This window comes from Floridaenema evergladense BLCC-F167 (assembly GCF_041929205.2).
Classification (GTDB): Bacteria; Cyanobacteriota; Cyanobacteriia; order Cyanobacteriales; family Aerosakkonemataceae; genus Floridanema; species Floridanema evergladense.
On the sequence record NZ_CM171625.1, the window covers coordinates 1,184,881 to 1,198,647 of the forward strand.

Annotated in this window: 11 protein-coding genes and 1 pseudogene; 2 read left to right on the forward strand and 10 right to left on the reverse strand. The window is 39.6% G+C overall.

Annotation, left to right across the window (positions count from 1 at the left end):
- Window positions 1-237 precede the first annotated feature (237 nt).
- The gene (locus ACE1CA_RS05525; RefSeq protein WP_413277271.1) at window positions 238-3,219 is read left to right on the forward strand and encodes an ATP-binding protein; all 2,982 of its coding nucleotides are present in this window, start codon (window positions 238-240) and stop codon (window positions 3,217-3,219) included.
- 34 nt (window positions 3,220-3,253) lie between these two features.
- Here ACE1CA_RS05525 and ACE1CA_RS05530 read toward each other — a convergent pair whose 3' ends face one another.
- From ACE1CA_RS05530 to ACE1CA_RS05540, 3 genes are all read right to left on the reverse strand, one after another.
- Complete coding sequence (locus tag ACE1CA_RS05530) at window positions 3,254-4,219, reverse strand: protochlorophyllide reductase (RefSeq protein ID WP_413277270.1); 966 nt, start codon at window positions 4,217-4,219, stop codon at window positions 3,254-3,256.
- Window positions 4,220-4,506: 287 nt separating this feature from the next.
- Window positions 4,507-5,022, reverse strand: coding sequence for a hypothetical protein (locus tag ACE1CA_RS05535; RefSeq protein WP_413277269.1), 516 nt, complete (start codon window positions 5,020-5,022; stop codon window positions 4,507-4,509).
- A gap of 149 nt (window positions 5,023-5,171) precedes the next feature.
- Window positions 5,172-6,038 carry a Uma2 family endonuclease gene (locus tag ACE1CA_RS05540; RefSeq protein WP_486517667.1) on the reverse strand — a complete coding sequence of 289 codons (867 nt, stop codon included), beginning with the start codon at window positions 6,036-6,038 and terminating at the stop codon, window positions 5,172-5,174.
- A gap of 101 nt (window positions 6,039-6,139) precedes the next feature.
- On the opposite strand from ACE1CA_RS05540, the gene ACE1CA_RS05545 reads away from it, so the two are divergent.
- A complete protein-coding gene (locus tag ACE1CA_RS05545; RefSeq protein WP_413278538.1) occupies window positions 6,140-6,688 on the forward strand; it encodes a pentapeptide repeat-containing protein in 549 nt (182 codons plus the stop codon).
- On the opposite strand, the gene ACE1CA_RS05550 is transcribed toward ACE1CA_RS05545, so the two are convergent.
- The 7 genes and pseudogenes from ACE1CA_RS05550 to ACE1CA_RS05580 form a co-directional block, all read right to left on the reverse strand.
- Entirely contained in the window at window positions 6,659-7,369 is a 711-nt protein-coding gene (locus tag ACE1CA_RS05550; RefSeq protein ID WP_413278537.1) for a GDSL-type esterase/lipase family protein, read from the reverse strand. The two genes, ACE1CA_RS05545 and ACE1CA_RS05550, sit on opposite strands and share 30 nt — an antisense overlap.
- 194 nt (window positions 7,370-7,563) lie before the next feature.
- Window positions 7,564-8,073: a DUF29 family protein gene (locus ACE1CA_RS05555; RefSeq protein ID WP_413278536.1), complete on the reverse strand. Its 510-nt coding sequence runs from the start codon at window positions 8,071-8,073 to the stop codon at window positions 7,564-7,566.
- 12 nt (window positions 8,074-8,085) lie between these two features.
- A complete protein-coding gene (locus ACE1CA_RS05560) occupies window positions 8,086-8,736 on the reverse strand; it encodes a Uma2 family endonuclease (RefSeq protein ID WP_413278535.1) in 651 nt (216 codons plus the stop codon).
- Between the two features lie 105 nt (window positions 8,737-8,841).
- A complete protein-coding gene (locus ACE1CA_RS05565) occupies window positions 8,842-11,574 on the reverse strand; it encodes a tetratricopeptide repeat protein (RefSeq protein ID WP_413278534.1) in 2,733 nt (910 codons plus the stop codon).
- Window positions 11,575-11,829: 255 nt separating this feature from the next.
- Window positions 11,830-12,687 (reverse strand): manganese catalase family protein, encoded by an 858-nt coding sequence (locus tag ACE1CA_RS05570; protein WP_413262742.1) that lies wholly within the window; start codon window positions 12,685-12,687, stop codon window positions 11,830-11,832.
- 275 nt (window positions 12,688-12,962) lie between these two features.
- Entirely contained in the window at window positions 12,963-13,301 is a 339-nt protein-coding gene (locus ACE1CA_RS05575) for a cupin domain-containing protein (RefSeq protein WP_413278533.1), read from the reverse strand.
- 242 nt (window positions 13,302-13,543) lie between these two features.
- A pseudogene (locus tag ACE1CA_RS05580) lies at window positions 13,544-13,752 on the reverse strand (acetyltransferase).
- Window positions 13,753-13,767 lie beyond the last annotated feature (15 nt).

The following is a 13,767-nucleotide window of genomic DNA, read 5'->3' on the forward strand; positions in this document are numbered from 1 at the left end:
GTGGTTACAATAAATTTAATTACGTGCTTTATTATAAAGTATTGTAATAAAATATTTATTACCCTAGTAGTTTTACTGTCTCCGATCGATTTGGAGAATTGTACTATAGTACCATCTTTTTTTTGCTCCTAATGGGCATACTAAGTGAGAGATAGTTACACGACACTCAATACCGCAAGGGATGAGATTAAATTATCTTTGAGAAAGTGTAAAATGGTCAAGGGGAAAGACTTAACAATGACTAAAACTACTAAAAGAATTGTCAAGGAACGAAGAGATTATAACACTTGGGTTGCCACCGAAACCTTAGAAGATTACTCTTTACGTTATGCTCCAAAATCATTTCGTAAATGGTCAGAATTCCTAGTAGCAAACACTGCTATCGGGGGAATTTCTTTTTTAGCTTTAGAAGCTATTGGCGGTTCGCTAGTAATTAATTATGGTTTTGCTAATTCCTGCTGGGCAATTCTGATTGTCGGAGCAATTATTTTTCTCGCAGGTTTACCAATTAGTTACTACGCTGCTAAATACAACATTGATATAGATTTACTAACCAGAGGCGCAGGTTTTGGTTATATTGGTTCGACAATTACCTCGCTAATTTATGCGTCTTTTACTTTCATTTTCTTTGCTATAGAAGCAGCAATTATGGCTCAGGCATTGAAACTTTATTTCAATTTGCCTTTGTCAATAGGCTATTTAGTTTGTTCTTTAGTAATAATACCTTTGGTTTTTTATGGAGTTACACTAATCAATAAATTGCAGTTGTGGACGCAACCAATTTGGCTTTTGCTAATGATTTCACCCTATCTTTTTGTCCTTTACAAAGAACCAAATGCTTTAGAAAACTGGCTAAATTTTGCGGGAAATTCACCAAGCGGAGCAGCTTTTAATCCCTTATTATTTGGTACAGCAGCAACAGTTTCGTTTTCCTTAATTGCTCAATTAGGGGAACAGGTAGACTATCTCAGATTTTTACCTACTCTGGGTAAAGAGAATCGATTTAAGTGGTGGTTTGCGGTAATTTTAGCGGGTCCAGGATGGATTATTTTAGGATGTGCAAAGCAGTTAGGCGGGGCTTTTTTCGCGACTTTAGCCATTAAGCATGGCGTGGAAGTCGCGGTTGCTAAAGAACCAATTCAAATGTATTTAGCGGGATTTGCGAGTATTTTTTCTGACCCAAAAATGGTATTGTTTGTTGCTACGTTTTTTGTAATTGTTTCCCAAATTAAAATTAATGTTACCAATGCTTATGCAGGGTCTTTAGCTTGGTCAAACTTTTTTTCCAGATTAACTCATAGCCATCCCGGAAGAGTAGTTTGGTTAATATTTAATGTAGCGATCGCACTCCTACTAATGGAGTTAGGAGTATTTCAAACATTAGAAGCCGTCTTGGGTTTATATTCTAATATTGCGATCGCTTGGGTAGGCGCAGTAGTTGCCGATTTAATTATCAATAAACCCTGGGGTTTAAGCCCTTCCTATATTGAATTTAAACGAGCTTACCTGTATAATTTTAATCCTGTAGGTTTTGGGGCAATGGCGATCGCTTCTGGAGTCGCAATTGTCGCCTTTATCGGCGCTTTTGGCAATTATGCTCAAGCATATTCCCCCTTCATCGCCTTGGGTGTAGCCTTTATACTTTCACCCATTATTGCCCTAATTACCAAAGGCAAATATTACATCGCTAGGGAAAACTTGCATTGCCAAACTAACGATATTAATTCTTTAATAACCTGCTGCATTTGCGAACAGGAATATGAACTAGCAGATACAGCATTTTGCCCAGTTTATGATGGGCCAATTTGCTCTTTATGTTGCAGTTTAGATGCCCATTGTCATGATAAATGTAAACCCTCTGATAGCTATATTAAAACCCTGACAAAAAATCTTTACGATCGCGTCCTAGATGGTAAACTCTCTCCCAAAATGGGGATAAGAGTAATTAGATTTGGCGGCATATTTTCCCTAAGTGCTGGATTAATCGCCACAATTATGGGTTTAGTTTACTATCAAGGAGTGTTAAATTCACCAGACGTACCAACAGCAATTCATTACCCAATTTTGAAAATATTTATAGTTGTCTATGCTGCTTTGTTAGTTGTAACCGGAATTGTTACTTGGTGGTTAGTTTTGAGCGAAGAAAGCCGGGAATTAGCTGAAGAAGAATTAGATAAACAAAATCAACTTCTGCAACAAGAAATTGCCGATCGTCAACAAGTAGAAGCAGCTTTACAAAAACTAACTCATGAATTAGAAATGCGCGTCGAACAACGCACAGCTGAATTATCACAAGCTTTGAATAGTTTACAACAAGCACAAACCCAACTCGTGCAGAACGAAAAAATGTCGAGTTTAGGACAATTGGTAGCAGGAATTGCTCACGAAATTAACAACCCAATTAATTTTATACATGGCAACTTAGAACACGCCAACGAATATGTTACGGGGTTACTTGAACTCGTAGAAACTTATCAAGCAGAAATTCCCAAAGTTCCGCCTAAGATTGAGGAATTAACAGAAGAAATCGAATTAGAGTTTATTCAGGAAGATTTGCCTAAATTACTCTCTTCAATGCGAGTAGGTACACAAAGAATTCGCGACATTGTATTATCTTTGCGAAACTTCTCGCGCCTAGATGAAGCAGAAGTGAAAACTGTAGATCTTCATGAGGGAATAGACAGCACTTTAATGATTTTAGGACATCGGTTAAAAGCTAAATCGGAACGTCCGGCAATTCAAGTTATTAAAGAGTACGGTAACTTACCTTTAGTAGAATGCTGTGCGGGACAACTTAATCAGGTATTTATGAATGTTTTAGTCAATGCTATTGATGCCTTAGAAGAACAAAATCTTAACCGTTCTTTTGCAGAGATGCAAGCTCATCCTGATCAAATTACCATTCGCACAACTGTCTTAAAATCCAAAAATTTTGTAGAGATTTCTATTCAAGATAATGGCCCAGGAATTTCGCCAGAAGCGCAAGAAAAATTATTTGATTATCAATTTACTACTAAACCAGTAGGTAAAGGTACAGGATTGGGATTATCTATTTGTCGTCAGATTGTCGTCCAAAAACATGGCGGAACTTTAACTTGTAAATCAGAATTGGGTAAAGGTGCAGAATTTGCGATCGCCATTCCCATCCATCAATCAAAAAGAAACTCGATCGAACTAGTCCGTTGTAACGACTTTAGTCCTACTAAAAAGAACGACTAAAGTCGTCACAACAGACTTAATTATAGTTAGTTAATTAACTCAGCGAACCCACCAACTTTTGACTGAAAATCCACATCTTTTCAGCCTTTTCATCATCACGCGCTTGGGGAGAAACCTTCTGCACAAAAGACTTACCATTTTTCTTTTGTCGATTTCCCCAACTCCAATAAGCACCAGATTGTTTATACTCAGGATCGGCGACTACCATAGCAACTCTTTCGCCAGCCAAATCTTGAGAAACATAACCTCCGGTAATATTCTTTTGGAACCAAGGGAAAAGTTTTTGGAACAACGGATAATGGTTACGGAACAGCGGCGTATCAGCCACACATCCGGGATATAAAGAAGTGAAAGTAATCCCCGTTGAATCATGATAGCGGCGATGCAATTCTCGCATAGTCAGCACATTGCAAACTTTACTATCTTTATAAGCCTTCACAGGTTCAAACTTCTTCCCATCAACCATGCTGATCGGATCTTTAAATCCCTCTACAAAACCCTCAAAATTTCCTAGATCGGGACGTGGGGGAATCTTCCCGCCCAACTCATCTGGGTTATGAGTTACAGTGCCTAAAATCACCATTCTTTTATCTGGTGCAGGTGACTTTTTCAGATCTTCTAGCATCATATTACAGAGCAGAAAATGACCCAAGTGATTAGTAGTCATGGTTAACTCGTAACCTTCTGGGCTTCGCAATGGCTCTTTTAATAAAGGCATATAAATTGCAGCATTGCACACCAAAGCATCTAGCGATCGACCGCTTACCCGGAAGTTTTTCACAAATTGGCGAACACTGTCCAGGGAACCCAGATCGATTTGCATTAAACTGTAGCTATCCGGCGACATCCCCACACTTTTGGCAGCTGCTTCCGCTTTCGCCAAATCCCGACAAGCCATAACTACGTGCCATCCCCGCTTCGCTAATGCCTTAGCAGCATACAAGCCAACTCCAGAAGAGGCACCTGTAATTACAACAGTTGACTTCCGATTTTGTTCCATTGTCTTCCAACTCTTAATGACCATGAGACCATATTCTAGGATCTCATGACAGTGAACTCTTAGAGCCAAGACAAAATTCTTTTTAATCGATCTTAAGAAAAGACTAAACTAAAGCAGGGGAGCAGGGGGGTTCTTAGAGCAAGGGGGAAAATCAAACTAGAAATTTCTTTGTTTTATCATTAATGAAAGTCTATTTGTGGTTGAAGTAACAACATAATGGTTCCAACTAACACAAAAGACAGAGTTACCCACAACAACATTAAATTTAAACGCATGATTTCTTCTCCTTAAACACCTTTTAGTTCTGCGTATCCTTGAATATTTTCCGGTTCAAACTGACGCAACACACGAGTTGCTTGACGAGTTAATTCTTCCGTACCTTGGACAATAATTAAATACTTGCCAGCATTCAAGCGATTTCGATATGCCAAAGCATCTCCACTACCCACCGTTAAACCAACGCCACCACCAACAAAGTAAGCACCCAAAGCCCCAGAAGCAGCACCCAAAAGCCCCCCAATCAGATGATTACTGAAGGCATTTAATGTGGAAAAAATGCTAATCCCTGTTAAAAGATTAAAAACGTATCCGGCAACAAATCCAAAGGGTATTAGCCAAACAGCGAGTTTAGTTGCACCTTGACGTGCTTTTTGATTTGGATTAATTAAGCCATACTCATCAGCACTTTTGTAACCATTACCCAAAATGTTTACTTGTTGGGTTGGGATTCCTTGTTTCTCCAGTTCAGTATATGCTTGTTCTACCTGGATGCGATCGGACAAAACTGCCACTAAATAATTCATCGTCAAAGTTGTATCTTGAGTATTCCTACTCCCTCAGCAAATCAAAGCTATTGAGTAAATTCATCTCTCTTTAGAAAGTTAAGACTTTCTAGTACGTTGTTGCGCTTCAGCGCTAAAGAAGGCGCTGAAGCGCAACAACGTAACTATTGTCATTGTTCAGGGTCGATGCCCATTTCCCGCAGTTTAGCGAGTAAGGATTGGGCTCTTTCCCTTTCCTGTGCTAACAAAGCTTGTGCTTCTTCTGCCCGTTGGCGTTCGGCTTCTGCCCGTTGGCGTTCGGCTTCTGCCCGTTGGCGTTCGGCTTCTGCCCGTTGGCGTTCGGCTTCTGCCCGTTGACTTTCGGCTTCTGCCCGTTGGCGTTCGGCTTCTGTCTGTTCTTCTGACCATAGTAAGAGATTTCCTTGGGCATCCCACCACCTTAACCAAAATCCGGTTCTGTCTTCGTGAGTGCCTTCCCAAACTCCCAAAAATAAGTCTAATCTGGGAATTAAATAACGCCCAGATTCATCGGGTTCTTGGGGTTTATAATGTCCCGACTCTAAACCATAAACCTCGATGCGTCCGGTGTTTGGACGGAAAATTATATAGCGAGGAACTTGGATGACTCGTTCGTAAAAGAACCATTTGCCAATGTTTTCTGTAGATTCTACAGAGTATTCTTCGCCGTAGGTAGCTGAGAGAAACTCCATTACTACTTGGGGAATAGTTCCTTCGGTGTGCGGTGTGTAACTGCGACGGGGTGGAGTTTTGCGCCAAGGTTCTACAGGGCGCACGTACATCCAATCTGGCGCTTTACAAATGATTCTTTCATCGATCGCCGCACATAAGGCAAAATTAGAAACTATTAGTGCATCTTGGCAAAGTTCCGGGAATGGCGTTAATGGCTGACGCAATGCTGCTGCCAGTAATGGCTGGTCGGTGTTTTCCACTGGGTCATCAGGTAAAATAAAATCGTCTGGTAATAAAGGCCAAGTAATTGCCAGTTGTGGTACTGGTGTTTGAATGGTGGTAGTCATGTGCTCACCTTGCGATCGCCTCTTGTAGAATTTTAATTGATGAATATAGGCAAATGTTGTGCGAACATTAATGTGTTGAGTAAAGTTATGAGCAACGCGCTATGGTATTACCTTTCCCCACAATAATTAAATCAATTTGGCTACGTTTGTTGACAGCAATTTTAACATTAATTTTGGCTTGCCTTTGGGTAATGTTGAGTGCAACTCCGGTAGCTGTAGCCCAAGAAAAAACCGTTAATTACGCTAAAACTAAGTTGGAATACCGCGATTTTTCTAATACAGATTTAGAGGGTGCGGTGTTTGCAGCGGCGAAAATGAAGGGAATTAATTTCCAAAATTCTAATCTGAATTTGGCGATTATGACTCAGGGAATTATGCTAGAAGCTAATTTAGAAGGTGCTAGTTTAGCTGGGGCTTTAGTTGATAGCGTAGTCCTTAATAAAGCAAATTTGAAAAACGCTATTTTCACAGCAGCAATCATGGTTGATACCAGTTTTAAGGATGCAGATATTACTGGCGCTGACTTTACTGATGCGATTATCGATCGCTATGAAGTAAAACTTCTTTGTCAACGCGCCGCAGGTGTCAATCCAGTAACTAAAGTTTCGACAAAAGAGAGTTTAGATTGTGATTATTTTAGCAGACATTAGTTTCTGTATTGCTTCCCAGTTGAAGACATCTTCTAATAAACTTTGATATCCCAAAACATTGGGGTGAAGTCCATCTTCAGTCAGGCGCGATCGCATCCATTGTGTACTACGTCCCATCCACAGATCGAAAATATCTAAATAGGGAATCTCTCGCGCCTGACAAGCTTGTTTAGTTGCTTCTTTGTAACGATATTGATCGCCTAAGTTATAGTAAAAACATTCTAAAAATGGCATTTTTTCTTCGTTAACTGGCACCATGCCCACAAATAAAACTGGACATAATTGTTGGGCGCGATCGAGCAAAGCACTCATTTCCACTTCAAAATTCGTAAATTCTGTGTAATTCCTGCCGTTAGGTCTAGCTAATCTCGCAGAATCATTCACTCCTACCGAAAGAATGATTAAATCTGGGACACGATTTCGCAGTTCTCCCCGATTGCGAAACTCATCTTCTAAACGTTGGGCAACTTGCTGAGTGCGATCGCCCCGCACTCCCAGATTATACAAAACATGACCCGGATTCGGTGGCATCATCCACTGCCGTCTGAGTCGTTCTACCCATCCTCCACCTTCATAATCACCGAATCCATAAACTAAACTATCCCCCAGTGCTACTACCTTTAAGGAAGGGTAATTCACTAACCGTAAGTGAAAGGAAGTACTATCTGCTAATGCTGTCATGTATCACAAAGTATAAATACTGAAACATACTAAAATCTTGACACAACGACAAGAAAATATACAATATCTCAGCTTATAGAAGAGTGTAGGGATTGGGGCCAGGGTTGTTTCCCGAAGCGTAAAATGGTGAGGAGCCAAAACCTATGACCGAGCCATTTTTGGCCTTCAGTACAACAAACTCTCGGTTCAGATTTCTATGTTAGCCAATCTTCACCGCCTGGTAACTCAGCTAAAATTACATCAATTTGATCTGGTAAATCTTCAGCTGCATAAGTATAAGTCAAATCCAACATAGTTTTTGCTGTTGTAATAAGCTGCGGTAAATCTAATCGATCGGAAATTTGTTTGGCTTTTAGCTGTCCATTGAAAATTTCTAAACTCGCTGGACGAATCGCTAACTTAATCGCTGCTTCTAAATAAGATTGCCATTCATCTGAGTTAATATAATAAGAAGTTTTATTGTCTTTAAGGTTTAGTTTTTTAATTTGCACGATCGAATCAGATATGGAATTAGCCCAAGAATTAGTAAGCCGTTGTTCAATTTGATTTTTAATCAAGTGAATCATCAACCTAACTAAAAAACTTTCAATATTCCGAATAATGGCTTGTTTACCCATTGCTTCTAATTCGTCTATGAGCGTTAAAGCCTCTTCATACCTCCCTGCTAAAATACTGGCTCTTAAATCTATTAGTTCTTGAACCATAAATATTGCTCCTTAATCAATCCTGTTCAATTGTGTTTTCAACCAAGCTCTAAATAACTTCATTGTGGCATTTCTGCCGATAACTTTGCTGCGTTCTAGATATTCAGGAATTGCCTCAGTAATTGGCAAATTAGGAAAATTTAAACTTTGATTTGATTGAACGTACTTACCTGATTGTAAGAGATTGATTTCTAGCTTTTGTCCGTTATAACGCCACAGTTCAGGAACTCTTAAATTTTGGTAACTCGTCAATTTAGTTTTCGATGTAATATCAATTTCTATTGCTAAATCTGGAGGCGGATCTACCTTTAAATCTAACCGCTTTTTGCCTCTAACTGCTGCCTCATTTTGGATATAAAAACAATCATCTGGTTCCAGTGCGGCAAGCATTTGTTCATTTTCAAAAGTTGTTGAGCCTAAACTTCTAAATTCAATATCTATTTCTTCTAAAATTGCCTTAACTAAATCACTAATAATTACTTTATCATCTTCATGTTCTGGTAGAGGCACCATAATTTCTAACATTCCTTGGCTATAAGCAATTCTAGAATTGCGACTTTCTCCTAAACTGGCTAATATGTCTTGAAATTGCTGCCAACTAACATTTTTTAACAGTAATTGTTTTCCTGGAGAAACTACAATCTGCTGAAGTGCTATCTGCATAAGATTTCTCCTTATATTTTGATTGAAAGGGAACACAAAACAGGCTATACACAATCTATGAGAATTGGCGGTGCGTTAGGCTGGTGCTAACGCACCCTACGGGAATTATCCTTCTACTAATTGCCAGAAACGATCGTCCTCTGATATTGCTTGAAAGTCGCGATCGCTTGCTGCTTCTTGGCGATATTTGGGATTAATTCTAATCGCTTGTTCTAGGTTTTCAATGGCTAATTTTACCTGTTCTTGGAGTGCAAAACAGGTGGCTTTGTTGTAATAAGCTGGTGCATATTTTGGCTCAATTTGGGTAGCGTGATCGAAGCTTTCTATTGCTTCTTCATTTCGCTCTAATTTAACCAATATTTCACCTTTGTAATTCCAAGCTTTATGAGATTCGGGATTTAGTTCAATGGCTTTTTCAAAAGCAGAAATTGCATCTTCGTATCTTTCCAAAACTCCTAAAGCTAAACCTTGATTTATCCAAGCTACGGCATCATCGGGTTGTAACGTGGTAGCTTGCTCGAAGGATTTAAAAGCTTCTTCGTGTTGTTGCAAAGTTCCTAAAGCGACTCCCCGATCGACCCAAGCTTCATGATAATCTGGTTTAATCTCAATGGCTTTATCGTAAGCTACGATCGCATCTTCATGGCGTTTCAGCTTGCCTAAAACCATCCCTTTTTGTAACCAAGCTTTGTAATTATTTTCTTGCAGTTGGGTGACTTTATTAAAGATCGCTAATGCAGGTTCAAAGCGTTTTAATTCCTTCAATGCTAAACCGCGATGATACAAACTTTCGGTATCTTCGGGATTAATATCCAGTACTTTATCAAAAGAAGCGATCGCCTGTTCGTATTTCTTCAATTCCCAATAAGCTAAACCTTTCTGATACCAAGCTTGCGTGTTATCAGTTTTGTATTCTATGGCGCGATCGTATTTTGCAATAGCTTCGTGATATTCACCTTCTGCAAACAACACATTACCTTGATTCAAGTAATCATCTGGTGATAAGAACAAGTCAGGATGATTAGCTTGCAATTTTTGGATTTGTTCGTTTAAAGTTTGTAGTTGGTAATGAGTTTCAGGGATTAGTGTTTGTGCGATCGCATCTGAAGAAGTATCAGCCAATCTTTGCAGAATATGTGCTTTTTGTGTTATTGCATCTGATTCAATTTCGCTCAATTTATGCGACACAGAATGTTGTGATTCTCCCAAACTTTGAATTACCTGCTCTTTTCTCGCTTGAATTTCCGCCTGGAATTGAGACACAAAATTTGCCGCTTCTCTGGCTAATTCTTCCAAACGATTTTGACTTGCCTCTTGTTGTTGTTTAACTGCTGTTTCCAGTTGCGCCAATTGATTTTTAATTGTTGCTTCTAACTTTTGCAAATTAGATTGACTAGCACTTTGTTGTTTTTGAATTTCCGCTTGTAATTGAGTTATTTGGTTTTTAATTTCGCCATTCAATTGAGATAAAACTTGTTGAGTTTCTGCTTGTTTGCTGGCAATTCCTGACTGTAACTTAGTTAATTGGTTTCTCACTTCTGTATCCAAACCTTGCAGACTTTGCAAGGTTTGTTCCTTGCTGGCGGAAATTCCCGATCGCCAACCTTCCACTTGTGTAGTAAAGTCTTTTTCTAAAGCCTGTAACCTTTGAAGACTTTCACTCATTCTCCCAAGAATCTGAGATTTAGAATCATTCAATTCCTTGGTCATTTCCCCGCTTAATTTCTCCATCTTCTGCATAGTTGAATTATGCAGTTCCTTGGCTTTTTGCTCAGTATTAGCTTGAATTGCCAAAAGTTGGGGAGAAAATTCTGCTTCTAATTGTTGCAGGGTTTGGAGAATGCGATCGCGTTGCCTTTCCGTATCCGAATGCAGCGCAGTTAACTTAATATCAAAATCTGTTTCCGCCTGTTTCAAATGTTGAATTGTCGTATCTTTTTGAGCTTTAACCTCTGTTTGCAATTGCGAAACCAACGGCGCAAACTCAGCACTCAACTTTTGCAAATTCTGCGTCATTAAATTCCGTTGTTTCTGAATATCTGCCAGCAAGATATTTAACTGCGAACCAAAATCTGCTTGGGATTTTTCCAAATTATGAATTATTTCCTTACCTTGTTCTTCGGTAGCAGCTTTCACCCTTTCTAAATGCGGAGTCAATTCCCCAGCTAATCTTTCCAAACTTTCAACAGCTGAAATTCTTTGGTGTTGTGCGTCCGATCGCAATTCCACCAAATGCAACTTAAACTCATTACTTACCTCCGCCAAAGCTAATTGAGCATCTTTAAGTTGCGTTTCCAATTCCTTTAAAGCTTGTTTTTTCGACTGCGAAAACTCCCCAGAAATTTGCGATACATCCTCGTAGCGATCGTCAATTTCCTCTTGAAACTCATCTACTTGTTCGTTCAGCTTTTTCTCTAAATCCGCTGCTACCAACTGAATATTTTGTACTTCTTGATTAGCACTAGCCAATTTTAATTCTAAATCTTTTAATCCATTAAGATGTTCTTTAACAACAACTCCCACCTCTCGCAATACCGATCGCCGCAACAGGAAAATTGCCACCAAAGAAGCAGTCAAAAGTAACCCTAAAATAGCCAACAAAATATTAAATAACGTAGTCGTCCGACTGAAAGCAAGATTTGCCTCCGCTTGAACTTGTTGTTGAATGCGCCTTTCTTCTCTTAAACGTCTGAGTTCTTGTCGTTCCAGAGTGTTAATTGCTGGGCTTGTAGGTGCAGTAGTTTGGGCGCTTGCAAGACCAAGGGAAAACAGTAAAGTAGAAAGGACGACACTGCTTTGCAGTATCAAGGCGAGGACTTTTGGATTCTTGCGCTTCATCGGGACTCCCTTTGCCTATCGATCAGGTGTAATGCTCACTAGATTACCAGTGACTTTATTCTAGGATAAGGCAGAAGGCTGAGGGCAGAAACAAGAAGGAGATTCTTCCTTCGAGCAATACACAGTATGATTGGCGTGTATGGTTTCACCCAAAAGCCATGACAAACGAACCGAAAAGTACAAAATTCCAGTTTGTGATTGGATAGAACCCAGATCCCTGACTTCTTCACGAAGTCGGGGCTCTGAGTGTTTTACTTAACGACCTTTCGGAGTACCATGTAATTTAGGATCTGGCATTGGCGGTTCTGGTTCTGCACTTAAACCTTCAGGATTAGCGATATATTCAAACTCGCCTTTACCATCCATTGATTTACCTTTTGCCCAACGTCCTTCAGCACTTTGCGTACCATCAGAATGATTCCAGAATTGATAGGCAAATTCTCTTTTTTCCAATTCTAATGGGAAAGAACTCGGCACAGGAGTTGTTTCCAAATTGTCTTTTTCTAACTCTTCAATTGCCGCTAACCACAAGTTTTGGTGCATGGTATCGCGGGCAATCATAAAACTCAAAGTATCTTTTACACCAGGATCGTTTGACATTTCATACATCCGAACTGCTTGCAAACGACCTTGAGATTCTGCATGAAGATTGGAACGAAAATCTGCTAATAAATTGCCGCTGGCGACAATAAAACGACCATTCCAAGGATAGCCAACACTATCGCTAGGAGTAGCACCTAGACCAGAGACGATCGCGTGTTGCGGATTCATGCTATTCATAATCATTTCTCTGGGATTTGATCCGCCCATTACTGCACCAATAATCGGATCTTTTGCTCCCTCTTCTTGTTCAGAAACAGGCGCTTTATCTAACAAATGGGCAATCAATGTAGCTAACATTTCAATATGCCCAATCTCTTCAGTACCGACATCTAAAAGCATATCCCGGTACTTAACAGGCCCGCGACAATTCCAACCTTGAAATAAGTATTGCATCATCACGGTCATTTCGCCAAATGTACCGCCAATTAGTTCTTGAATTTTCTTTGCGTAAACTGCATCAGGTTGTTCAGGTCTTTTGTAATATTGCAATTTTTTCTGATGAAAAAACATGAAAAACTCCTAAGATTGCGTGGTTTCATTTCAGCAAACATTCTTTGATAAACTGTCCTCAACCACGTTTTTTTGCGATTCCTTGAATGTTAACCTTACTTAATAAATAGCTGTTTAATTATTTCTGCTCTTCATCCTGAAGTTATACAAAACTTAAGTTTTATTTATATCTATTTATATAGGCACAAAATGTATTTTTAATAGACAAAAAAAGGGTGAAAAACATCACCCATAATATCTAGTCCAAAAGTTCGTTGTGATGACTTCAGTCATCATTACTCATCGCGTCCGTGAACCTGTGCAGGAGGAGAAGTTGCTTCTACTGCTGTGAATGATTCGAGAATTTTGTAAGTATGAAATGCGCCTTTAGGAACTACCCAAGAACTACCAGGCTCTAGCAAAACCATTTGTCCTTCAATGTGTAATTCTGCACGACCTTTAATCACGTAACCGACTGTTTCATACTCTCTTTGTGCTTCTGGTTTAGCATCACTTGGTTGTTCATCTTCCCAAAGGCGCATGGCAAGACTTTTTCCAGAAGCGAGATATTTTTGCCCCATTTCACCTTTAGGAGAATAGGCAGAATCTACTTTTTTAACACTTGTATCGGGCATAGTTTTGTACCTTTGAAAGTTGGTATTACTTCTCGTACTTCTCGTTCCCAGGTTCTACCTGGGAATGAACGCCGGGAGGTTCTACCTCCCCTACTGTTAGATCTAAATAGGGTGGAATGATGCGTTAGTGAAGATCGAAATACCAAGAGGCAGAGCCTCTGTAAGAGCATTCCCAGGTAGAACCTGGGAACGAGCTCTAACAAGATATACGAGATACGGTGGATTACTAACGCACCCTACAATTAGGCTTTTGTGTAATTGGCATCTAGCCAACAACGGGGGAGACTTTCACCGGATGGGAAAACTAATTCTTCTTTGCTGTAAGTGGTAGTATTTTGTTCTTCTTGTCCGGCTTGATCTTGCCGCTGATTTCATGCTGATTAGGATTAATCAGAGATTCAGTATCATGAATTTGAATCAGAGTACCAGTTTCTTTACTTTTGAGTAGCATATAACCTCCTAATTT